Origin of the sequence: Flavobacterium sp. (assembly GCF_013823965.1) — a bacterium.
In the GTDB taxonomy this organism is placed as follows: domain Bacteria; phylum Bacteroidota; class Bacteroidia; order Flavobacteriales; family Flavobacteriaceae; genus Flavobacterium.
The window spans coordinates 1-23,181 of sequence record NZ_PNNA01000068.1 but is presented as its reverse complement, the minus strand read 5'-3'; the positions used below and the strand labels follow the sequence as shown (position 1 = coordinate 23,181).

Annotated in this window: 26 protein-coding genes and 1 tRNA gene; 15 read left to right on the top strand and 12 right to left on the bottom strand. The window is 37.2% G+C overall.

Features of this window, described 5'->3' with window-relative positions; translation table 11 throughout:
* The first annotated feature begins 18 nt into the window (after positions 1 to 18).
* Positions 19 to 96: transfer RNA gene (locus C0430_RS08025), tRNA-Pro, on the top strand.
* Positions 97 to 223: 127 nt separating this feature from the next.
* On the top strand, positions 224 to 1,171 hold the full coding sequence (gene trxB, locus C0430_RS08020) for a thioredoxin-disulfide reductase (RefSeq protein WP_290867833.1): 948 nt from the start codon (positions 224 to 226) through the stop codon (positions 1,169 to 1,171).
* A gap of 67 nt (positions 1,172 to 1,238) precedes the next feature.
* Here the strand turns inward: trxB and C0430_RS08015 are convergent, their stop codons facing one another.
* From C0430_RS08015 to C0430_RS07990, 6 genes are all read right to left on the bottom strand, one after another.
* On the bottom strand, positions 1,239 to 2,075 hold the full coding sequence (locus C0430_RS08015; RefSeq protein WP_290867830.1) for a DUF2807 domain-containing protein: 837 nt from the start codon (positions 2,073 to 2,075) through the stop codon (positions 1,239 to 1,241).
* 88 nt (positions 2,076 to 2,163) lie between these two features.
* On the bottom strand, positions 2,164 to 2,901 hold the full coding sequence (locus C0430_RS08010) for a head GIN domain-containing protein (RefSeq protein WP_290867827.1): 738 nt from the start codon (positions 2,899 to 2,901) through the stop codon (positions 2,164 to 2,166).
* Between the two features lie 6 nt (positions 2,902 to 2,907).
* Positions 2,908 to 4,620 carry a PspC domain-containing protein gene (locus C0430_RS08005; protein ID WP_290867824.1) on the bottom strand — a complete coding sequence of 571 codons (1,713 nt, stop codon included), beginning with the start codon at positions 4,618 to 4,620 and terminating at the stop codon, positions 2,908 to 2,910.
* A gap of 9 nt (positions 4,621 to 4,629) precedes the next feature.
* Positions 4,630 to 4,953, bottom strand: coding sequence for a PadR family transcriptional regulator (locus tag C0430_RS08000; RefSeq protein ID WP_290867821.1), 324 nt, complete (start codon positions 4,951 to 4,953; stop codon positions 4,630 to 4,632).
* Positions 4,954 to 5,012: 59 nt separating this feature from the next.
* The gene (locus C0430_RS07995) at positions 5,013 to 5,375 is read right to left on the bottom strand and encodes a hypothetical protein (protein WP_290867818.1); all 363 of its coding nucleotides are present in this window, start codon (positions 5,373 to 5,375) and stop codon (positions 5,013 to 5,015) included.
* Between the two features lie 32 nt (positions 5,376 to 5,407).
* Positions 5,408 to 5,863, bottom strand: coding sequence for a DUF4870 domain-containing protein (locus C0430_RS07990; protein ID WP_290867814.1), 456 nt, complete (start codon positions 5,861 to 5,863; stop codon positions 5,408 to 5,410).
* Positions 5,864 to 6,097: 234 nt separating this feature from the next.
* Between C0430_RS07990 and C0430_RS07985 the strand changes: the two genes are divergently transcribed.
* The 12 genes from C0430_RS07985 to C0430_RS07930 all read left to right on the top strand — a co-directional run bounded on the left by C0430_RS07985 (position 6,098) and on the right by C0430_RS07930 (position 16,888).
* Positions 6,098 to 6,556: a DUF4442 domain-containing protein gene (locus tag C0430_RS07985; protein WP_290867809.1), complete on the top strand. Its 459-nt coding sequence runs from the start codon at positions 6,098 to 6,100 to the stop codon at positions 6,554 to 6,556.
* 320 nt (positions 6,557 to 6,876) lie between these two features.
* Positions 6,877 to 7,476: a nucleotide exchange factor GrpE gene (locus C0430_RS07980; protein WP_290867804.1), complete on the top strand. Its 600-nt coding sequence runs from the start codon at positions 6,877 to 6,879 to the stop codon at positions 7,474 to 7,476.
* A 35-nt stretch (positions 7,477 to 7,511) separates the two neighbouring features.
* Complete coding sequence (gene dnaJ / locus C0430_RS07975; RefSeq protein WP_290867802.1) at positions 7,512 to 8,630, top strand: molecular chaperone DnaJ; 1,119 nt, start codon at positions 7,512 to 7,514, stop codon at positions 8,628 to 8,630.
* A gap of 143 nt (positions 8,631 to 8,773) precedes the next feature.
* Positions 8,774 to 9,694, top strand: a complete 921-nt coding sequence (locus tag C0430_RS07970; RefSeq protein ID WP_290867798.1) for an ATP-binding cassette domain-containing protein — start codon at positions 8,774 to 8,776, stop codon at positions 9,692 to 9,694.
* 88 nt (positions 9,695 to 9,782) lie between these two features.
* Positions 9,783 to 11,099 carry an ABC transporter permease gene (locus C0430_RS07965; protein WP_290867794.1) on the top strand — a complete coding sequence of 439 codons (1,317 nt, stop codon included), beginning with the start codon at positions 9,783 to 9,785 and terminating at the stop codon, positions 11,097 to 11,099.
* Between the two features lie 106 nt (positions 11,100 to 11,205).
* Positions 11,206 to 12,369, top strand: a complete 1,164-nt coding sequence (locus tag C0430_RS07960; RefSeq protein ID WP_290867790.1) for a sigma-54 dependent transcriptional regulator — start codon at positions 11,206 to 11,208, stop codon at positions 12,367 to 12,369.
* Positions 12,370 to 12,480: 111 nt separating this feature from the next.
* The gene (locus C0430_RS07955; RefSeq protein ID WP_290867786.1) at positions 12,481 to 13,158 is read left to right on the top strand and encodes a DEAD/DEAH box helicase; all 678 of its coding nucleotides are present in this window, start codon (positions 12,481 to 12,483) and stop codon (positions 13,156 to 13,158) included.
* Between the two features lie 52 nt (positions 13,159 to 13,210).
* Positions 13,211 to 13,429 (top strand): DUF2007 domain-containing protein, encoded by a 219-nt coding sequence (locus tag C0430_RS07950; protein WP_290867783.1) that lies wholly within the window; start codon positions 13,211 to 13,213, stop codon positions 13,427 to 13,429.
* A 33-nt stretch (positions 13,430 to 13,462) separates the two neighbouring features.
* On the top strand, positions 13,463 to 13,855 hold the full coding sequence (locus tag C0430_RS07945) for an addiction module protein (RefSeq protein ID WP_290867780.1): 393 nt from the start codon (positions 13,463 to 13,465) through the stop codon (positions 13,853 to 13,855).
* Positions 13,856 to 13,866: 11 nt separating this feature from the next.
* Positions 13,867 to 14,163, top strand: a complete 297-nt coding sequence (locus C0430_RS07940; protein WP_290867777.1) for a type II toxin-antitoxin system RelE/ParE family toxin — start codon at positions 13,867 to 13,869, stop codon at positions 14,161 to 14,163.
* A 62-nt stretch (positions 14,164 to 14,225) separates the two neighbouring features.
* Positions 14,226 to 15,026 (top strand): Cof-type HAD-IIB family hydrolase, encoded by an 801-nt coding sequence (locus C0430_RS07935; RefSeq protein WP_290867774.1) that lies wholly within the window; start codon positions 14,226 to 14,228, stop codon positions 15,024 to 15,026.
* 227 nt (positions 15,027 to 15,253) lie between these two features.
* The gene (locus C0430_RS07930; protein WP_290867771.1) at positions 15,254 to 16,888 is read left to right on the top strand and encodes an ABC-F family ATP-binding cassette domain-containing protein; all 1,635 of its coding nucleotides are present in this window, start codon (positions 15,254 to 15,256) and stop codon (positions 16,886 to 16,888) included.
* A 64-nt stretch (positions 16,889 to 16,952) separates the two neighbouring features.
* Here the strand turns inward: C0430_RS07930 and C0430_RS07925 are convergent, their stop codons facing one another.
* The 5 genes from C0430_RS07925 to C0430_RS07905 all read right to left on the bottom strand — a co-directional run bounded on the left by C0430_RS07925 (position 16,953) and on the right by C0430_RS07905 (position 21,502).
* Positions 16,953 to 18,110 carry an ABC transporter permease gene (locus tag C0430_RS07925; RefSeq protein WP_290867768.1) on the bottom strand — a complete coding sequence of 386 codons (1,158 nt, stop codon included), beginning with the start codon at positions 18,108 to 18,110 and terminating at the stop codon, positions 16,953 to 16,955.
* 3 nt (positions 18,111 to 18,113) lie between these two features.
* A complete protein-coding gene (locus C0430_RS07920) occupies positions 18,114 to 19,067 on the bottom strand; it encodes a biotin/lipoyl-binding protein (protein WP_290867765.1) in 954 nt (317 codons plus the stop codon).
* 7 nt (positions 19,068 to 19,074) lie between these two features.
* Positions 19,075 to 20,466, bottom strand: a complete 1,392-nt coding sequence (locus C0430_RS07915) for a TolC family protein (RefSeq protein ID WP_290867762.1) — start codon at positions 20,464 to 20,466, stop codon at positions 19,075 to 19,077.
* Positions 20,463 to 20,912: a MarR family transcriptional regulator gene (locus tag C0430_RS07910; protein WP_290867760.1), complete on the bottom strand. Its 450-nt coding sequence runs from the start codon at positions 20,910 to 20,912 to the stop codon at positions 20,463 to 20,465. The genes C0430_RS07915 and C0430_RS07910 overlap by 4 nt, the downstream gene beginning before the upstream one ends.
* Positions 20,913 to 21,199: 287 nt before the next feature.
* Complete coding sequence (locus C0430_RS07905) at positions 21,200 to 21,502, bottom strand: N-acetyltransferase (RefSeq protein WP_290867756.1); 303 nt, start codon at positions 21,500 to 21,502, stop codon at positions 21,200 to 21,202.
* Positions 21,503 to 21,817: 315 nt separating this feature from the next.
* Between C0430_RS07905 and C0430_RS07900 the strand changes: the two genes are divergently transcribed.
* Positions 21,818 to 22,474, top strand: a complete 657-nt coding sequence (locus tag C0430_RS07900) for an alpha/beta hydrolase (RefSeq protein WP_290867836.1) — start codon at positions 21,818 to 21,820, stop codon at positions 22,472 to 22,474.
* 47 nt (positions 22,475 to 22,521) lie between these two features.
* Here C0430_RS07900 and C0430_RS07895 read toward each other — a convergent pair whose 3' ends face one another.
* Positions 22,522 to 23,037, bottom strand: a complete 516-nt coding sequence (locus C0430_RS07895) for a DUF2892 domain-containing protein (protein WP_290867753.1) — start codon at positions 23,035 to 23,037, stop codon at positions 22,522 to 22,524.
* Positions 23,038 to 23,181 lie beyond the last annotated feature (144 nt).

The window sequence follows — 23,181 nt, the reverse complement described above, 5'->3', positions numbered from 1 at the left end:
TATATTTGCACCCGCTTTCGGGGTGTAGCGTAGCTCGGTTATCGCGCCTGCTTTGGGAGCAGGAGGCCGCAGGTTCGAATCCTGCCACCCCGACCAATGAATCCTTTCTGTCCAACAGAAGGGATTTTTTTATTATGGCATAACAAAAAATGATTATTTGGTTTCTGTAATCCAGTAATTATGACCTATTTTTGTACTGTAAAAAATATAATATAAATATACTATGTCTACCACAATCGAAAAAATAAAATGCCTTATTATAGGTTCCGGTCCAGCGGGTTATACTGCTGCAATATATGCTGCCAGAGCGAACATGAACCCTGTTTTATACCAAGGAATGCAACCTGGAGGACAATTGACAACGACTAACGAAGTGGAAAATTTCCCCGGGTATGTTGATGGGGTGTCCGGTCCTGAAATGATGGTGCAATTGCAAGCGCAAGCCCAACGTTTTGGTGCGGATATTCGCGATGGTTGGGCGACTAAAGTAGATTTTAGTGGAGACGTTCATAAAGTTTGGATCAACGACAGTATCGAATTGCATTGCGAAACCGTGATTATTTCGACAGGAGCATCGGCCAAGTATTTAGGATTGGAATCCGAACAACATTATCTAAAAATGGGTGGCGGCGTTTCGGCCTGTGCGGTTTGTGACGGGTTTTTCTATAGAAACCAGGAAGTAGTCATCGTGGGAGCTGGAGATTCCGCTTGCGAAGAAGCGCATTATTTATCTAAAATGTGTACTAAAGTTACGATGCTCGTTCGAAGCGAAAAGTTCAGGGCTTCCAGAATTATGGAAGAACGTGTTCGCAAAACCGAAAATATTTCCATTTTGATGAATCACGATACCGTGGAGATTTTGGGAGACGGTCAAGTGGTTACCGGTGTGAAAGCCAAAAATAAAACTACTGGCGATATTTTTGATATTCCTGCCACTGGTTTCTTCGCTGCCATTGGGCATAAACCCAACACAGAAATTTTCAAGGACTTTTTGACTCTTGATGAAACAGGTTATATTGTCAATATTCCAGGAACTTCAAAAACGAATGTCAAAGGCGTTTTCGTGGCTGGAGATGCAGCTGATCATGTTTATCGTCAAGCCATTACTGCCGCAGGAACGGGTTGTATGGCCGCCTTGGATGCCGAAAGATATTTGGCTTCCCAAGAATAAGTATCATATCCTGATTTTCGAATAAAAAAAAGTCTCAATTTAACGGTTGAGACTTTTTTGTTTGTGATTATTTCGTTGGTTTCTTGCTTAAAACGGCATTGTCGGCCAATCTTTTTATTTCGATTTTTTGATCGCCATAGAGTTGGACCTCCGAATTACCGGAAGCATCGATGCTTATGTTTGTATTTACGTTAAGGCTGCCTTTTGAATAGCTTTCTGTCAACAATTCGGCATTTTTTATGACAAGATTGCTTCCGGTAAATAGGGCATTGTTGTCCAGTCTAATCTTGGCATCGGTCACATCGCCCTCTAAAATGGCTTTCGTTTTTTGATAGAGGTCACATTTCAACTCCAATGCAGAAATCAAGGCTTTCAAGCTGGCATTTTTGCTCAATTCAATGGCTGCGTTTTCGGATTTTAAATTGAGTTCCGTTTTAGATTTGTCGCCTGATTTCAGGGAGAAGTTGCCGGAATTGACATTCAAATTTAGTACGGAATTGTCAAAGGATTCGAAGGCAATGTTGTCCAATTGAATTTCTTGTATGGCATTCACGACGGTGTTGTTCTTGGCCGTAACCTTTTTAAATTCGTTGGTATACGTAACCCTTACAATAAGTTTTTTATAATTTGTGGCTGTTTTTGAGGTGTTTAATCGAAGTGTTTTGGCGCTCAAATCCAGGCTTATGATAGCGTGAAGATTGTCGTCGGCTTCTATTTTTAATTCGCATTTTTCGCCTTTATCCAAATAGACTTCAATATTGTCGCTAACTTCAAGGACATTGAAATCGCCAATTTCCTTTTGTTCAATGGTCACGGTTTTGGAACCTTTGATTTTTTCGTTTTTTTGTGCCAAGGACAAAGTGGAAACTAAAAGAACCAGAAGCAGGACTATATGCTTTTTCATTTTCATTTTTTATTAAGTGTTGTACAAATATAAAAAAATCATCCACTTTAGAGGGATGATTTTTTTAGTTTTTGGCAAAAATGCGGGCTTATTGTTCATTGACGCTTCCGCCTGAAGATTCTTCTTTTGAAATTATTTTTGGAATTTTATGATAACTGATATTGCTGCCACTCGAGGCTTTTGCTTCCAGTTTTAGGATTGGATAAACATCCGTGCTGCTTCCACTTGATGTTTGTGCAATTACTTCGTTGGCCATCAGGTTTTGAGCTTCAATTTTGCTTCCGCTGGAAGAGGAAGTTTCTGCTTTTAAAGCTTTGCCGCTTACTTCAACAGAACTTCCGCTTGTGCTTTGTATCTTGATGGCATCTGCTTCCACATTGATGTTGACTTGGCTTCCGCTACTGGATTTCACATCGATGTTTTCGGTTATCAAAGCGCCAATGCTTGTGATTTCTGATCCACTGCTTGTGCTTAATCCATTGATTGCAGGAATTTTTATCTTTACCACGGGCGTTTCGGTTGTATTGTAGCTTTCGTCGGATTCAATCTTTAAAACACCATTCTCGATTTTGGTAATAATGTGTTGTTGCAAATTGTCGTCGGCTTCGACCGTTATGGATTTGTTGTCCGATTGTTCCACAATTGCCTTAATTCCGTTGCTTACCTCAATTTTTTTGAAATCTTGGTTCACGTTTCTGGTTTCAGTAGTGATGTTTCCGCTTCCTTTTATTCCGTTGAAATTTATTGAATGTCCACAGGAGGAAAACAGCAGTGCCATAATGGCTGCAACAATGAATTTAGTTATTAAAGTGATCAGTTTTAGCATGGCTAATTAGTTTTTGATTATTACTCCGTCTTTGTCTACTGATAATCCTTTTTTAGTGCCTTTTTTATTTACCGTGATGACTTCCCCGTTTACAGTGACGGTTGTTGTAACCACGCTGTCATTTTCTTTCATGTTCTCTTCCACGTTTATGTCATTTTCCTCATTGGGACAGTTTTGGCATTCTATCTTATTATTATTGACTTTGTAGACTGCATCAGTGTTGTCCGCATTCCATAAAAAGTAATCTCCGTCCGTGCGATCGTAATGTCTCATCGATTGATCCATTTTCAATAGCGTTCCCAATGGTAAAAATAAAGTAATTTCTATTTCTTGGTCACGGAATTTCTCTTTTAAATCGGTCAATAAATAATTATCCAAAAGTAATTGATTTCCAATAACTTTAAAACTATATTTTATTTTTTCTGCTCTTTGTTTGGCTTCGAACAATGTTTCTCCTTTGGCTTCTTTTTCTATTTGAATATAAGCTGATTTTGTGTCCGATGGCGCTATTTTAAAGCTGACATTGTTGGAATATATCATTTTGTTTCCAATGGAATCCAAAGTGATTTTAAAATTCTCGTTGTCGTTTATATCCTTGGCAAAATAATCGTTGTGTTTGAATTTGATTAAAATTGTATCCGTTGGTTTCAGGTTGATAGTTTCTTTTTGAACAACTCTTCCGTCAACGGCAAAGGCCGTGGCTTGTTTTAATCCAATGGCTATGGCCAAGGAAACGGAGATTAACCAAATGGCCAACAAAGTATATTTGGCCACATTTCCTATTGATTTCAGGTTGGGAGACAATAATTTGAATCCCAGTAACGACAAGAAGAAAAATGGAATTCCAACGGCAAAAAACATTATTAAGCCAAAAGTCCAAGTAGGATAATCAGTTAAATTCCCTGTTTCTATGAATGTGGTCCAAGGAAAATTAATGAAGACGCCAGTACCCAAGGTAAAAATTCCAACCAACAAGAAAAATAACACGGTTAGCCCTCCCAAGATCAATAATATTCCCAGGAATTTAGAAAAAACTCTTAGAACGGCTATGATGAAATTTCCAAAAGAACTTCCTATTTTTTCGGCGCCGGTTTTAACGCGGTTTCCCATTTCGTCGTAATTGGCATTTTTGAATTTTTCGGAAACATTTTCAAATTCTTCACGAACTTTTTTTTCGATATTCGAAATAGTCACTGGTTCACCGGTCATTTCCAGTTTCTCAGTGGTTGTCGTTGCTGCCGGCATCACGATCCAAAGAATGATGTAGGCCAAGAATCCTGTTCCCCAAGCAAAAATCAGTATTAAAAGAAATATTCGCAACCAAACTTTGTCTATGCCAAAATAATGCCCCAATCCAGCAAGTACACCGCCTATCATTCCGTTTTCGGTATCACGGTATAGTTTTTTAGTTCTTGAAGTAGAGAAATTAGGAATGGAACTTCCGTTTTCTTCATCGTCTATTCTGTAATCTTCGGGTTGACCCATTACGGCAATCACTTCGTCGACATCTTTTAAGCCAACCACGTGCTTGTCTGTTTTTTGTTTTTCGGTCAACAATTCAGAAATACGCATTTCTATGTCTTTGATGATTTCGTCTTGGCCCGATGAGTTGGACAAGGAGCGTTTTATGGCGTCAAAATAACGAGTTAGTTTTTGGAAAGCATCTTCATCAATATGGAAGAACATTCCGCCTAGATTTATGTTTACAGTTTTGTTCATGACTATGATTTATTTTGTGATTAGGTTTACTGCATCGGACAATTCCGTCCAGGTGCCATTTAATTCTTTTAAAAATGTTTGTCCAATTTCAGTCAGTCCATAATATTTTCTTGGCGGACCGGATAATGATTCTTCCCAACGATAGCTGAGTAATCCGTCGTTTTTCAATCGGGTGAGCAGCGGATAAACCGTTCCCTCCACAACCAGTAACTTGGCGTTTTTCAAGGCGTCCAATATTTCCGAAGTGTAAGCTTCTTTGTCTTTCAATACAGACAAGATGCAAAACTCAAGAACACCTTTGCGCATTTGGGCTTTTGTGTTTTCAATGTTCATGATTCTTTTTTTTTGTTTTTGAATTAATAAAACTGTTCCTTTTTTGATTGATGATTGATTTAATTTTTGTCAAAAGTTGTGACAACTAATTTTAGTCTTTCGGGACTAATAAAATTTACCGTATATAGTCCTCCTTCTTCCATATTAAAATAAATTTTATTTTCTCCTTCTTTGCTGTATCCTCTTGAAAATACAATGTTTTCACGTTTGTCTAAAATAAGCACATTAAAGGCCTCTTCTTTTTTTAGATTAAATTTTAAATTGATCTCCGATTCTTCATTGGCCACAATTTTAAATTGATTCATTTCTTTTTTTGTTAGAAAATTTTGTAAGTTTTTGATTTCAACAGCTTTTTTGTTTTGTGCCATTAATTCAGTTGTTGCCACAACTAAAAGTACCGTGATTAAAAGTAGCTTTTTCATTTTTTGATTGATTTGATGATTGATTTTGATTATTATTTAAGAAAAGGTATTGTCAACGGATACTTGTATCTTTCGCCATTTGCAGTTTTCAAGGAAGCATAGATTATCAAGAAGAATTCTGCAACTTTCAAACCAATGAACATAAAAACGGCAATGATGGCAACTATCACGATTCCACTTATGTTTTCGATGTTCAAATGATTTTCCATAAAATGATGTTCGTTAAGTAAAGCATTCAAAGGAAGAGAACTGAAAACGGTAGCGATAAAAATGGGTATGGCAATCAGTGCCAGTACTAATGTGTACAGAAATACGCTCAATTGGAAATTCAGCACTTGTTTTCCGTTAAAATCAATAAATTCAGACTTGTCCTTGTTGGTACTCCAAATCAATATTGGAAAAATATAATTCCCAAAAGGGATGCAATATTGACTCAATGTACTCAAATGGATGAATGTAGCCAGGTTTTTGTTATTCGTTGTTTCCATAATTAAAAAAGTATATAGTAATTTCTTATGCAAATATATGGCTTAAAAACAGTATCTTGTTTCGCATAGTACTTAATATTAACAAAATATTAACATTTAAAATAAATATAAAATAATGATTTTTTGATTCAAAGCCAATGGAATAAGCCTGTTGGCGCTATTCTGTTAAATTGGCTTTCCATTCCAGTTTAGAAACTATTTTTTCCTATTTTTACATAAACAAAACCATTTGCAATGAAAATTTCGGTATCGAGTCTCAATAAATTCCTGTTTTTCAAATTACCCTCGGCATTTATTTGTGGCGTTCGGGTAAAACAAATTGACGAAAATAAGTGCGTGGCAACGGTCAAACACCGTTGGATAAACCAAAATCCGTTTAATTCGATGTATTTTGCCGTGCAAGCAATGGCTGCCGAACTATCGACAGGAGCATTGGTAATGTTGGAAATTCAAAAAAGCGGCAAAAACATATCGATGTTGGTGGCCAACAATAAAAGCAACTTTTCCAAAAAAGCCACTGGTAGAATTACTTTTACTTGCAACGACGGCGCATTGGCAGCCCAAGCCATTCAAAAAGCCGTCAATACCAAAGAAGGGCAAACTTTTTGGATGAAATCCATTGGGACCAACGAAAAAGGAGAGCAAGTTTCCGAAATGGATTTTGAATGGAGTGTCAGGGTAAAAATGGGTTAACTGGAAATAAATCACAAAAAAAGCTTCGTTAATTTAACGAAGCTTTTTTTAATATAAGGTCGGGTGAATTAATAATTATTTAGAAGCCTAGAGCTAACCTTAAAGTTTGCATTTAAAATTTAATCTAGAACATAATCATTACAAATTTATGCAAACTAAAACGTGATAGTCTTAAAATTATATTAAATTTTTATCCTGAAGAAAAAGGTTTTTTTAAAATTATAATCTAAAAAAGAGATGAAATTTTACTTTTAAAGGGTGACAATTTGACAATTTTGAAGTTTTGGCAGTACTTTTGCAATCAACAGAAAAGAATAAAAATGAAGTTTAAAAATTTTTTTAAAAATAATACTAGGATGACGACTGAAAATACGGTAAACGACGAGATTGTTGATCAAACTCCAATGGAAAACAACGGAAATGATTCCGATGCTTTGGATGCAAAAATCGAAGAAAGAGTAGAAGAAATATCAAAAGAAGAGCAATTATCTCAAGATTTAGCCTCTGAAAAAGACAAATTTTTGCGATTGTTCGCCGAGTTTGAAAATTACAAACGCAGAACTTCAAAAGAGCGTGTCGAGTTGTTTAAAACTGCCAATCAAGAAGTATTGCTTGCCATGCTTCCTGTCTTGGACGATTTTGACAGAGCCATAGCCGAAATCAAAAAAACAGACGACAATGTTTTGATTCAAGGTGTTGAACTCATTCAAGAAAAATTAAAAAACACTTTGGTTTCTAAAGGGTTGGAAGAAATCGAAATAAAAGCAGGCGATGCTTTTGATGCTGATTTTGCCGAAGCCATTACCCAAATTCCTGCTCCATCAGCCAAGTTGAAAGGAAAAATTGTTGATGTAATAGAGAAAGGATACAAATTGGGAGACAAAATCATTCGTTTTCCAAAGGTTGTAGTCGGAAACTAATTCCGAATCCCAATTCCTAATTCCTTAATTAAAAAATGAAAAAAGATTTTTACGAAATACTGGGCATTACCAAAAATGCCGATGCTGCCGAAATAAAAAAAGCATACAGGAAAAAAGCTCTCGAGTTTCATCCTGACAAAAACCCAGGCAATGCAGAAGCAGAAGAGAAATTTAAGTTAGCTGCCGAAGCTTACGAAGTACTTAGTGATCCACAGAAAAAAGCCAAATACGACCAATACGGACATCAAGCTTTTGATGGTTCAGGAGGTTTTGGAGGAGGTCATCACGGTGGCATGAACATGGACGACATCTTCAGCCAGTTTGGAGATATTTTCGGAAGCGCTTTTGGTGGAGGCGGTGGTTTTGGAGGCGGAGGCGGAGTGCGTCGTGCCAAAGGAAGCAACCTTCGCATCAAAGTAAAACTGACATTGGAAGAAATTGCCAATGGTGTCGAGAAAAAAGTAAAAGTAAAACGAAAAGTCCAAGCACCGGGAGTATCTTATAAAACTTGTTCGACTTGTAACGGTCAAGGACAAGTAATGCGCGTGACTAACACGATTTTGGGTCGCATGCAATCAGCATCCACTTGTCCAACTTGTGGAGGTTCAGGTCAAATATTGGACAAAAAGCCATCTGAAGCCGATTCTCAAGGAATGATTTTGGAAGACGAAACGGTGACCATAAAAATTCCTGCGGGAGTGGTTGACGGAATGCAATTGAAAGTTTCAAACAAAGGAAACGATGCGCCGGGAAACAGCGTGCCGGGAGATTTAATCGTGGCTATCGAAGAAATCGAACACGAATTCTTGAAACGTGAAGGCGAAAATTTGCACTACGACTTATACATCAGTTTTGCCGAAGCCGTTCTTGGAATCTCCAAAGACATTGAAGCCATCAACGGAAAAGTCCGAATAAAACTCGAAGAAGGAATCCAATCGGGAAAAATTCTCCGACTGAAAGGAAAAGGAATTCCAAGCATCAACGGTTACGGAACAGGAGATTTATTGGTTCACGTCAATGTTTGGACACCAAAAACGCTCAACAAAGAACAAAAACAGTTTTTTGAAAAAAATCTAACCGACGAGAATTTTATTCCAAATCCAGAAAAAAGCGACAAATCCTTTTTTGAGAAAGTAAAAGATATGTTCTCTTAATTTATAATTATAAAAAATTTTCCCATCTCTGCCATTCAGGGATGGGATTTTTTATTTTATTTAACAGCTTATTGTCACGATTTAACTATTTTTACCAACCCGAGGTCAAAAGACCTGACAGCAGAAATAAACTTAATATTAGCATGAGCAATATACTTGAAGTAAACAATGTAGTCAAGAAATATGGTGATTATGTAGCACTTAATGAAGTTTCCCTTTCGATTCCCAAAGGAAGTATATATGGACTTTTAGGTCCAAATGGAGCCGGGAAAACATCGCTTATCCGGATTATCAATCAAATTACGATGCCCGATAGTGGCGAAATTATTTTCGACAACGAAAAACTAAGCCCAAAACATGTTCAATACATAGGTTATTTACCCGAAGAGCGTGGTTTGTATAAAACCATGAAAGTGGGAGAACAATGCTTGTATTTGGCCCAAATGAAAGGACTTTCAAAAGCCGAAGCCAAAATACAACTGGAATATTGGTTCGAAAGATTGGGAATTCAAGGTTGGTGGAACAGGAAAATTCAAGAACTGTCCAAAGGAATGGCGCAAAAAGTCCAGTTTGTGGTTTGCGTTTTGCACAAACCCAAATTGTTGATTTTTGACGAACCATTTTCTGGTTTTGATCCCGTGAATGCCAACATTATCAAAGAAGAAATCTTGGAATTGAGAAAACAAGGTTCCACCATAATTTTTTCCACGCATCGAATGGAAAGCGTAGAGGAATTATGCGACCATATTGCCTTGATTCACAAATCGAACAAACTCATAGAAGGAAAATTAGACGATGTAAAGCGCAAATTCAGGACCAATAGCTTTGAAGTGGGCATTATTTCTGATAATGTCGAAGGTTTGATGTATGACATCACCCAAAAATTCAAAGTGGGACAAACCAATTTCAAATCGCTCAACGACGAATTGAAACTCGAAATCCAACTCGGAAAAGCCACGCCAAATGAATTATTGAGTATTCTCACCCAAAGAGGACAAGTAACTCATTTTGTCGAAAAAATCCCGAGCGTTACCGATATTTTTATACAAACAGTAAGTCAATAAATTTAGATTTAAGATTTTAGAATGTAGATTGAAAAATCTAAAAAGCGCTAAAATCAGAAATCTAAAATCAGAAATCTAAAATTTTCAGATGAGCATCATATCACTAATAATTAAAAGAGAATTTGTCGCCAAAGTGCGCAATAAATCCTTTATTGTAATGACTTTTTTGAGTCCACTGCTTTTTGTGGGAATCGCCACTTTTGTTGCTTATTTAAGCACGATGAAAGCGGACACCAAAAGGATTGCCATTCACGATGAAACCGGCTTGTTTGTTCCTGAGTTCAAAGTGTTAAACAGCAAGAATCGCGAATATGTGTATCACGATTTATCCTCGATCGATGTTCAATTTTTGAAAGACAGCATCACCAACGAGAGTTACGAAGGACTGCTTTACATTCCCAAAGTGACCAATCAAAAAGAGTTGGAAAACAAAATTCAATTCATTTCCAACGAAAGTCCGAGTATTTCATTTGTCGAAAATCTTCAAGACATAGTTGCAAAAAAACTGACGAAAGACAACTTCGAAAAAGCCAAACTCGATACTTTGGCCATCCAAAATGCCCAAGCCCAAGTTAATATAAGCCTGGCAAAAGCTTCTGGAGAACAAAGCGTCAAAGGACTCAACGAAATCAAGATTGCCATTGGAGGCGCATTCGGTTATCTTATTATGATGTTTATCATAATATATGGCAACATGGTCATGCGCAGCGTCATCGAAGAAAAGACCAATCGTATCGTTGAAATCATCATTTCCTCGGTAAAACCTTTCCAGTTGATGATGGGAAAAATCATCGGAACTTCTCTTGCCGGTTTGCTGCAATTTTTTATTTGGGCCATTATTGGATTGGGATTAATGTTTGTGGCATCTGCCTTTTTAGGTATCGATGCCAGTCCAGCTGCCAAAATTCCGCCATCCATAGTCAAAGTTGCCCATCAAGAATTTACCGCCACAGCACAAATGTACATCAAGGAATTATGGGGTTTGCCCATTGCCACGATACTCAGTTCTTTCGTGATTTATTTCATCGGAGGTTACTTTTTGTACAGTTCTTTTTACGCTTCAATTGGAGCTGCAGTTGATAACGAAACCGATTCACAACAGTTTCTTTTGCCTATCATAATGCCATTAATCTTGGCCGTTTACATAGGTTTTTTCACTGTTATCAACGATCCACACGGAACGGTTGCCACGGTATTTTCGATGATTCCGCTCACGTCTCCCATCGTTATGTTGATGCGAATTCCGTTTGGTGTGCCTTGGTGGCAAATTGTCATTTCCATTACGATACTTTTTGCAACCTTCTTTTTTGTCGTTTGGTTTGCATCCAAAATATACCGAGTGGGCATATTGATGTACGGCAAAAAACCTACCTGGAAAGAATTGTATAAATGGTTGAAATATTAAAGAATGTTAATGTGTTAATTCGTGGATTTGGTTATCAGTTTAACCAATTAGCCGCATCAACACCCGAGCAAAAGCGAACGTACCAAGTAAATAACCAAATCAACAAATGAGCAAAATACTAATCATTGAAGACGAAGCCGCCATTCGAAGAGTGTTGGCCAAAATACTTTCCGAAGAAAGCGACACTTATGTCGTGGAAGATGCCGAAGACGGAATTCAAGGCTTGGAAAAAATAAAAAACAACGATTACGACCTGGTTTTGTGCGACATCAAAATGCCTAAAATGGACGGAGTCGAAGTGCTTGAAGAAGTCAAAAAAATAAAACCAGAAATTCCGATGGTAATGATTTCCGGTCACGGCGACATGGAAACAGCAATCCAGACGATGCGCTTGGGAGCGTTTGACTACATTTCGAAACCGCCTGATTTGAACAGATTGTTGAATACCGTTCGCAATGCCTTGGACAAAAAACAACTTGTGGTCGAGAATAAAATCCTGAAGAAAAAAGTCAGCAAGAACTACGAAATCATTGGCGAAAGCGAACCCATCAACCACATCAAATTGATGATTGAAAAAGTCGCCCAAACCGAAGCCAGAGTTTTGGTCACGGGACCCAACGGAACCGGAAAAGAATTGGTTGCCCATCAATTGCACGAAAAAAGTCAAAGAGCGGGTTTTCCGTTAATCGAAGTGAATTGTGCGGCAATTCCAAGTGAATTGATAGAAAGCGAATTGTTCGGTCACGTGAAAGGCGCTTTTACCTCGGCAGTGAAAGATAGAGCAGGGAAATTTGAAGCGGCAGATAAAGGAACTATTTTTCTGGACGAAATTGGCGATATGAGTCTTTCGGCCCAAGCCAAAGTGTTGCGTGCCTTGCAGGAAAACATGATTACCCGAGTGGGCGCCGACAAAGACATCAAGGTGGATGTTCGCGTCATTGCGGCCACCAACAAAGATTTGAAAAAAGAAATTGCCGAAGGTCGATTCCGCGAGGATTTGTACCATCGTTTGGCCGTAATTCTGATTAATGTTCCTTCGTTAAACGAAAGAAGAGCTGATATTCCGTTGCTGATTTCGCATTTTGCCGAAAAAATCGCTTCCGAACAAGGAAATGCGGTCAAACATTTCTCCAAAGAAGCGGTCAAATTATTGCAGGAATACGATTGGACGGGAAACATTCGCGAACTCCGAAACGTGGTCGAGCGATTGATCATTCTGGGCGGAAACGAAATTTCGGAAAGTGACGTGCAGCTGTTTGCATCAAAATAAATTTATCGAAAAAGCGAAAAAAGCGAAAATATATTTAGAATATAAACTATTTTCAATTCTTTAGATTCTTTTTGATTTTTTAGCTTTTTTTAAATCCTTTAGATTAAACTAATGAAACTAAAAAAAATAAACGAAAACCTTAAAGAAAACCTCATTGAAAACGGCTTGACCGAAGCCAATGAGCTGCAGCAAGAAACGTTTTCGACCCTGAAAAGCGGTTCTGATTGCATAATTATTGCGCCCAATGGAAGTGGGAAAACAACGACAATTGTTCTCAACGTGATCCAGAAATTGGCTGGTAGCAACGAAGAATCGCCTCGCGCCTTGATTATGGTCGAGGACAAAGCCAAGGTGCTGGAAATGGTGGCGCTTTTCGAGAAATTAGGAAAAAACTCCGGCTTGGAAGTGTATGGCGTGCACGACAAAGGCGACATGGATTACGACAAGAACTATATTTCTACCGGAATCGACGTTTTGATAGGAACACCAACCAAATTGAACGATATGTTCAGTACGGCGGGTTACAATGTGAACCGCTTGCGAATGTTCATAATTGATGATGCCGATGCCATTTTGAAGTTGCGTCACGATACCAAAATTATGCGTATTTCGAATAGCATTGCCAAAACTCAACGCATTATCTTCACGGATGTTCTCACCGAAAGAATCGAAATTCTTGCCGACAAAATGTTGGTTGAACCTTATGAATTTGATTTTGATGAAGTAGAGGAAGATGAAGATTTTGAGGAGGATGAAGAGGATTTTGAGGATGGTCTTGAAGAAGAATAGTTGGGTTACAACTTTAAATAATTTTAAACAACATTAAACAATAAATAGAACAATGGGATTAATGAAAGTGTTTTCGGGAAGCGAAATTTTGGCTTTGGCTTTGCAGGGAAAAATTGAAGAAGCGGGAGTGGAAACGGTCTTGAAAAATAATATTCAATCGGCTACAATGGCGGGTTTTGGTACTACAGGACAGGCTGTTGAAGTGTTTATTCAGGAAACCGATTTTGCAAAAGCAAATCCTGTCATTGAAGAATTCAGGATGAGTATTTAAAATTTGTATATTTGTCATAAATACTTCAGCAAGATGGATGTAGATGCCAGTAAAATAGAATTGATGGATTGGTTGCTTCATATTAATGATGAAAGTACGCTAAAGAAAATTATTGCGCTTAAATCTGTCTTGGATAAAGAAGTTGTCGCTCACACCATAAGCGGTTATCCAGTTGACAAAGAAGAATATATTAATATGGTTAAAGAAGCCGATGAACGAATTTCATCGGGGAAATATACTATAATTGAAGATTTAGAAAAAGAAATCGATGCTTTAGAAGAGTTAGAAATAATTTTGCAAAAGTATAAGTTGAATAAACTTGGAGTTCCCTCAGAACATAAAGATGAATTGGATAAACGATTAGAAAGTTATAGAGAAAATCCTCAAGATTTATTGGATTGGGATGAGGTAAAGAAGGATTGGTAATGGAATATAAATTGAAATTACTACCCATTGTTTATCAAGATTTAAGAAAAGCAAAAAAATGGTATTTTGAAATAAATGCAGCATTGGGCGAAGATTTTAAGTTGAAAGTTAACAAAGAGTTAGATTATATAAAACAATATCCAAAGCATTATCAGAAGAGATACAAAGAACTAAGACTAGCAATAGTAGCTAGATTTCCTTATACGGTGTATTATTTAATTGAAGAAGAATTAAAAATAGTTGTCGTTATTGGAGTTTTGGCTCAAAAGCAAAGTTTTAACAGCATTAAAAAAAGATTAAAAAAATAAAAAATGACCGCTTTTAAAGAGCGGTTTTTTGATGAACCTTTATTAAAGAAATAAAACAAATAATGAAATACAAAATGCTGGTGGTCGATATGGACGACACTTTGTTGACCGACGACCACGAAATATCAAACGAGAATAAAGAAATGCTTCTCAAAGCACAGGAATTGGGTGTTTACGTGGTTTTGGCTTCGGGCAGACCCACTTCGGCAATGATTGAATATGCCAAAGAATTGCAATGCGATGTCAATAATTCCTATATGATTTCGTTTAACGGTTCCACGATTACGGACCTGAAAGAAGACAAAGTGCTTTTTGAACATTCGTTGACCAAAGAACAAATTCATTCCATTTACGATTTCAGCCAAGAAAACAATACGCACATCATCACTTATTTGAATGGACAAATCATTAGCGAGAGCAATTCGGAATATATTGATCTTGAAAGTACCATAACGGGTTTAGAATTGGTAATTGTTCCGAGTTTTAAAGAGGCAGTAACCACTTCGGCAGTGAAATGTTTGTTGCTGGAAGAACCCAATTATCTTAAAACTGTTGAGCCTAAATTGAAAGTTGCGATGCCCGATTTGAGTGTTTGCATGTCAAAACCTTTCTTTCTGGAAGCCGCACCAAACGGAGTTGACAAAGGAGCCGCGATTCAAATTTTGGCCGAAAGACTAAATATCCATCAGAGCGAAATTATCGCCATAGGAAATGCAGGAAACGATTTGACGATGGTGCAATATGCCGGATTGGGCGTTTGGGTTGATAATGTTGATCCGGAATTAAGGGAATTTGGAGATGTTGTCGTGGCTTCCAATAATGATCATGGTGTAGCCGAAGTTGTGAAAAGGTTTATTTTATAGTTTTTTACCACAGAAGCCACGGATTAAACGGATTTACACTGATTAATAAATTTCAAAAAGATTCGTTTAATCCGTATTATCTGTGGCTAATTTTTTTCAAAGGCAAAGGGAAACATAATTCTACATTCCTAAAAATTGCCCAATTCTTTATTTAAGCTATCTTTGCCACTTTCAAAAAAACAGCTAATCGATTAACCGATTAACTGAATAAACAAATCAACAATAAAATGATTACAATCAATGATATTTCCGTGCAATTTGGCGGAACCACTTTGTTTAGCGATGTTTCTTTTGCCATCAACGAGAATGACAAAATTGCCCTTATGGGTAAAAATGGTGCTGGAAAATCAACGCTTTTAAAGATTATTGCAGGAGAAAGCAAACCATCGACAGGAAATATTTCGGCGCCGAAAGAAGCCGTGATTGCTTATTTGCCACAGCATTTGCTGACCAAAGACGGTGCAACGGTGATGGAAGAAGCCTCCAAAGCTTTTGGTGAAATTTTCAAAATGAAAGCCGAAATCGACGAAATCAACGAACAATTGACCATTCGCACGGATTATGAAAGTGACGAATATATGAAATTGATCGAAAGAGTTTCGGACTTGAGCGAGAAATATTATGCCATCGAAGAAGTAAATTACGAAGCCGAAGTCGAGAAAATTTTGACTGGTTTGGGTTTTGAGCGTGAAGATTTTACTCGTCAAACCTCCGAGTTTTCGGGTGGTTGGAGAATGCGCATCGAATTGGCCAAAATCCTTTTGCGAAAACCAGACTTGATTTTGCTGGATGAGCCAACGAACCACATGGATATCGAAAGTATTCAATGGTTGGAAGATTTCTTGATCAATTCGGCCAAAGCGGTGGTGGTGATTTCACACGACAGGGCTTTTGTCGATAATATTACCAATCGTACCATCGAGGTGACTATGGGGCGAATTTATGACTACAAAGCCAAATATTCCCACTATTTGGAGTTGCGAAAAGACCGTAGAGTTCACCAACAAAAAGCTTACGACGAGCAACAAAAATTCATTGCAGACAATCAGGCATTTATTGATAGATTTCGAGGCACTTTTTCGAAAACCGATGCGGTTCAATCGCGTGTAAAAATGTTGGAAAAATTGGTTATTGTCGAGGTTGACGAAGTGGATACCTCTGCCTTGCGATTGAAGTTTCCGCCGGCAGCCCGTTCGGGTCAATATCCAGTAATCGTGAAAGAAATGTCTAAATCTTATGGAGACCACGTGGTTTTCAAGGATGCCAATATCGTGATTGAAAGAGGACAGAAAGTGGCTTTCGTCGGTAAAAACGGGGAAGGAAAATCGACGATGATCAAAGCCATCATGAAAGAAATTGGTGTTGACAGCGGTTCCGTGGAAGTGGGTCATAATGCACAAATAGGGTATTTTGCCCAAAACCAGGCGGCTTTATTGGATGAAAATGCCACCATTTTCGAAACCATTGACAGTATTGCCGTGGGTGACGTGAGAACCCAAATCAAGAATATTTTGGGAGCTTTTATGTTTCACGGAGATGATATTACCAAGAAAGTAAAAGTCCTTTCGGGAGGAGAGAAAACCCGTTTGGCCATGATAAAATTGTTGTTGGAACCCGTAAATCTATTGATTCTGGATGAGCCTTCAAACCACTTGGACATGAAAACCAAGGACATCATCAAAGATGCGTTGCGTGATTTTGATGGAACTTTAATTTTGGTTTCGCACGACAGGGATTTCTTGGACGGATTGGCCACCAAAGTTTTCGAATTTGGAAACAAGCGAGTGAAGGAACATTTCGAAGATATTGCCGGTTTCTTGGCGCATAAAAAAATGGAAAACTTGAGAGAAATCGAGAAGTAATTCTGTTAGATTAAATAAAAAAAGTCCGATGCTTGAAATACAGTATCGGACTTTTTTATTGGAATTAAGCTTCTTTCAAAACGCTTTTTCTTTTGTAATACAAAGCAATATAGGAAAAAACGGCGCAAATCGAACCAATAATCAGCAAGTTGGAAATGGCTCCAAAAGTTTGTGAAAATGCGCCTTCTTCGATAATCAAAATTCGGAAAGCTTTCAAGAAATGGGTTAGCGGAATCACGTTGGCAACTCCTTGAACCCAAACCGGCATTTGGCTCAAAGGCCAAGTAAAACCACTTAAAATAAAGCTTGGCGTGGCAACCACCATCAGTATTTCGGTTGCTTTTAGTTGCGATGGAACCATGATGCTGACCAAAATCCCCATAAAACTGACCACCAGCACAAATATTCCGGCTATTATCGTAAGCGGAAAAAGGTTGTCGTACAATGGAATTCTAAACCAAAGGGTAAAGAGCCAATATATGATCCAAAGTCCAAAACTCATTATCATGTAAGGAATAATTTTGACCCAAATTAATTTAAACATTGACGGGCATTTTTGGACTAATTTTTTGAATGTTCCATGTTCAAATTCCGCAGCGAACGACAGTGCCAAACCCAATAACAGCACTTGTTGTAAAACGGCTGCCAAAACTCCTGGCCAAAGAAAATACATGTAGTTTGTGCTTCGGTTGTATTTCTTGATAAAGGTTGTTTTGAAGGGTTCGTATTGGGAGCCAATCAGGTTTTCCGGTGTTCCTTGTTTGCGCAAAGTTTCCATTTGCACGCCTGCTTTTAGTGATCCAAGGCAAAGCTGTAGGGCGGAAGAAGCATAATTGGCAGTTAAAACATTGGATGCATTTACTATAGTGACTACTTCAGGGTATTTTTTTGTCAACACCATTTTTTCGAATCCTTTTGGAATAATGACGACACAGCTGGCTTCTTTTTCGATGGCAATTTGCGAAAGATTATTTTGGTCATAAAGTAGTGCGGAGATGTTTAGGACTTCATTGTCTTCAAACATTTGCAGGGCTTTTGAGCTCATTTCGCTACGGTCTTCATCGACCACTATTATGGGTAAATCGGTCACTTTTCCTTTTCCATAAACATAGCCCAATAAAATTCCGTAGAGCAGTGGCGCTCCGATAAAAAGCAATCGAAGCACTTTGTTTTGCCAGAACATTTTGAATTCTCTTTTGAGAAGTGTTGCGAAATGTTGCATAGTTTACAGCTTTAAGGTTATCGTTGCTTTCGTGATTAAGTCCTTTGTTTCTTGGCTGTTGGAAGGTGTTATTTTTATTTCAAACAAGCTTTCCTGCATTTCAAAATCGGGATAGGCCGTTGCGATGTTTCCGTAAGCGCCCAACTGTTTTATGGTAGAGATTATTCCTTTTATGTCTTTATTGTTGTAAAAAACGTGAACGGTCATTTCCTGTCCTTTTTTTATTTTATTCAATTGGCTTTCGGGAATCGTAAAACGGAAATATGTGCTGTTTGAAATATAGCCATTAAACAAGGTGTATCCCGGCAATGCCAATTCGCCTAAATTTAACGTTATTGTTTCAATACTCATATCTTGCGGCGCAATCACATAGCGCTCTTTATCGGCAGTTGCCACTTCTTGTAGTGCGCCTAAGGCTCTGTCTTGTTGGCCTAAAGCCATGTTTTGTTGTTCGATTCGTCCTCCTTTTTTGGCATCGTCCAATTCGGCTACAACAGCATTGTATTGAGCTTGTGCTCCTTCGTATTTGGCAAAAGCTTCGTCATAAGTTTGTTGGGAGACCAAAGAGTCCTTGAGCATATTGTCCAATCTTTTAATCGATTTTTGGGCAAATTGGTATTGTTCTTTCAGTCCTTGTTTTTTGGCTTCAAGTTGCTTGATTTGATTGTCGGTTGCTCCTTTTACAGCCATATTGTATTGCGCTTTTGCAGAAGTTACGGCTCCTTCGGCCTGATTTATTTTGGCATTTACTTCTGGAATGTCCAGAATGGCGAGCGTGTCTCCTTTTTTTACCAAATCGCCTTCTTTTACAAAGATTTTTACGATTTTTCCGGGAATCTTGCTAACTACGGCAATTTGCTCGTTTTCTATTTTACCTTGAATTTGGTTTTTGTTTATGTTTTTTTCGCAACCAAGAAAAAGTGAAGTGATGGCTAGTAAAGTGATTATTTTTTTCATAATCGAATTAATTTAATTTTGACAAATGTTGTGTAAGTTCGCCTGTGGCCACAATGGTTTCAATAGCTGACAAGCGTTGTTCTATGAGTGTGTTTATTTTGTTTACGGATGCTTTGTAGGAGTCATTTTCTGCTTCCAGACGTTCCGAAATGTTTATTAAACCTTCCTTGTATTGTTTTATGGCCAATACAAGATTGTTGTTGGCTACTTTTTCCTGTTGTGTCACGATTTCTATTTTTTGATTTAAAATCGTATAATTCACATAGTTGTTTTCTAAAAGTAATTCTAACTTTTCTTTGGTGTCGTCAATTTGGTTTTGTACTTGTTCGATATTTATTTTGGCTTCGTGGATTTTGTGTTTTCTTTCAAAGCCGGCAAATACTTCCCATTTCATGGCGGCTCCAACCATCCAATTGGGACTAAGGGTCATTTCGTTTATTTCTAAATTCAATGGTTTGTTCAATCCGGGAATCACTGGAGTTGTGGTATTTGCATCAAATACACTGGAATACGTCATTCCTCCAAAAGCGCCCAAAGTAGGCAAATATGTTCCTTTTTCTTTTTTCAGCATATACTCGTTTGCCAATTTGAATGATTCCAAGGCTTTTATTTCCTGCTTGTTTTCAGGGCTCAATTTTTCTGCAGTTATGATATAAGGAACCAAATCGTGTTTGACATTGTCTATTTCTGAATCACTGTAATCCGTTAGATAATGGATTTTTCTATAAACCAATTTGCGTTTTCCTTCCAACTCAATTTTTTTTGAATTTAATTCCAACGACGCTAATTTTATTTTATCCCTGTCATAAGGAACGGCGAGACCTTGTTCGATGGCTTTCGAAACTCTTTTGGTTTCTGTTTGCAATCTTTTGTCGCTGTCATTGAGTAGTTTTTCCACTTCATTCAACAGGGTTAATTGGTCAAATGTGTTAATGACCTCTTTGATGATAGCATCTTTTTCGGAATCTTTCAAATATTCTGCGCCTTTGGCTTTTTGTTCTAAAGCTTTTGCCCCGTTTGGGATTTGCATTCCACTGAACAAAACTGTTTTTGCCATTACGCTTCCGTGGAAAATATTTCCATAATTATCGAAAGTTTTTTTCCCGTCCAACAAGGTCAAATTGACTACCGGAATCGTTAATGGAGCAGCATCCAAGGTTAATTTATTGTCGTAGTAAGTATAAATTCCACTGGCTTCCACCGTTGGGATGTACTTGTTCCAAACTCCTTTTTCTTGAAGTTTGATTTTTTCAATTTCGAGTTCTTTGTTTCTAATCGAACTATTCTTTTCAATGGCTTTACTTATAGCTTCGTCCAAGGAGGTTGAAATTGTTATTTGGGCATTTCCGTTGGCAAAGCACATCAAGAAGATGATGGTTAATGCTAGTTTTTTTTTCATTTTATTTTATAGTCTAAATTATCGTAAATCTGCAGGAAAGTATCTTTCACGATTTTCAGGTTCTGGGGATCAATTCCTTTTACGGCATCATTTATTGTTTGATTTACAATTTCGATTACTTCTTTCTCTATTGCTTTTCCTTTGGAGGTGAGGAAGATTAAATTCAATCGTCTGTCTTTTGTGTCAGGCCGTCGTTCCACGAGACTTTCTTTCTCTAAATTATCAATCAAGCGGGTAATGCCGGGTTTGTCTTTGTAGGTTCTGTCCGCCAAGGTTTGTTGGGAACAGCCGTCGTCTTGCCACAGGACTCCTAAAATTGTCCATTGTTCTTTTGTCAATGCAATGTTGTTTTTTCTAAAATTATTCAATAACGCCCTGTTGAAAGCTGAATGGGTTCTTCCGGATAAAATACCGTATAAATTTTCGGGTGTAAATATAGTTTCCATAACAATAGTTGTTTAAACAACTACAAAGATATGAATCATTTATTGAATTGACATTCGTTTGCCAATTTTTTTTTATTAATTAATTTTAAATCAAATTTTTAAACAACTAATTTTTAGTTTTCTATTGAGTTTATTGGGGGCAGATTGCTGTTTCGGTATTGAAACAAAAGGGAAGTGGCTTGTTTTTTCGGTTTCTTGATGTATCAAAAAATAGAGAATAAAAAAAATAGAAAAGTAATTTTTTTAAGTCATAAAAAACGGGTTTCGTCAATAAACGACTTCGTTTTCTATATTCGAATTCCCGGAGGAAGCAGCTCTTTGTAAACTGGATTCTTTTTAAAGAAAAGAACAATTCTGGGAAAAATGGGAACAACTTTCAGTTTTCTCTCGATGGCAATGGCCATGATTTCCTTGAGTAAATTAGAAATAAATTCATCGTCGTCAAATAAATCAGGGACATTGAGTTTTGTCAAGAATATTTTTTTCTCTTGAAAAGAGTATTCGACAGTTACCAATCCATTTACGGTCATCGTTTCAAATTGTCTGGCAAAAGTGTTGTCCTTGATTTCGATAATGGCTCCTGCATCCATAATAATTTGTTTTATTTCATTGGCACTTCTGCCAAAATAATTTTAATTTACAATTGATTTTAAAAGGATTTAACCCGTGATTTGTCTTAAGAAGAATCAGATTTGTAAAGGTATTAATTTGGTTTTCAATACCAAATGATTTTCTAATCTATCTCTTTCGGAAGTTTTTCTAGTCAGGGGGTATTTGCAAAAGTGGAATGGTTTTTAAACGAAAAGAGATTTAGTGTCGTGATTTTATTTGATATTTATAGCGATGAAATGCAATTTAGTTCCAATAAAAAATTAATTTTATGCAAAATAGTTTAAATCGCAATGATGACTAAAATTCCAGTTTACATGATGCCTGGTTTAGCGGCAAGTTCTTCTATTTTTGAAAGAATTATTCTTCCGGATGATATTTTTGAAACGGTTCTTTTAGAATGGGAAATTCCTTTTGACAAAGAGACTTTGCCTGATTATGCCAAACGAATTGCGAATAAGATTCAACATCAAAACCCAGTATTGATTGGAGTTTCTTTTGGCGGAATTTTAGTCCAGGAAATGGCAAAATGTATTGGAACCAGAAAAATAATCATTATTTCGAGCGTAAAAACTAATTTGGAGTTTCCCAGAAGAATGAAAGTGGCCAAAACCACCAAGGCCTACAAACTGATTCCAACAAATTTGCTGGCGAATGTAGAAAGTTTGACCAAGTTTTCTTTTGGATTCAAGATAGACCAGCGACTCAAATTGTATGAAAAATTTCTTCGTGTTCGGGACAAACGTTATTTGGATTGGGCGGTGGAGCAAGTAATTTTATGGGAAAGAACCGTTGCTGATGAAAAGGTGATTCACATACACGGTGATGAAGACGATGTTTTTCCAATAAAAAACATCAAGAATTGCATTGTGGTAAAAGGAGGAACGCATATAATGATTCTGGCTAAATACAAATGGCTGAATGAAAACTTGCCCAGAATTATTTTGGAATAAAACAAAAAAAAGGCGACTAGAGCTTGTTCTAATCGCCTTTTTTGAATTTATATTTTCTTCATTTGCTCTTTCATCATTTTGATTTGGTCAGCCAACATATTCTGTTTGTCCAACTTTTTGGCTTCATTCAGTAAATTTGTGGCTTCCAGTTTTCGTCTGCGGGTCATGGCGATTCCGGCAAGATTCAATTTGGCCACAGCCAAATCCATATCCATTGACAATCCTAATTCTATCGCTTTCTTGAAATATTTCTCGGATTGATTGATGTTGGATTGCGAAAGCATGATGCCATGCAAATAATTGAAATATCCTTGTTGTTTTCTTACCAAAGCCGTTTCTGGATTTTTGATGTAAGCCAACCATTTTTTGGCTCCTTCAAAATCTTGTTTTCTTAATTTCAAGAAGGCCAATAAAATAAATTCGTTTTTGAAATAAAGAAAAACAGGAATGGCGGTTAATAATATAAGGAAGATTCCGTTGCCAATATTGCTTTCAGTGAATTGCCAAATGCTAGCAACCACAATAAGTCCGGCAATAATAAGTTTAATAATTCTATGAAACATGGTGTATATATTTAAGATAGCAAAGATAGCAAAAGGAATTAAAAAAAAAATTATAAAACCACTTGCCAGAAATAAAAGTCTTTGTATATTTGCACTCGGTTTTAGAGTAACGATTATTCAAACCAGAAAGACATCGTAAATACA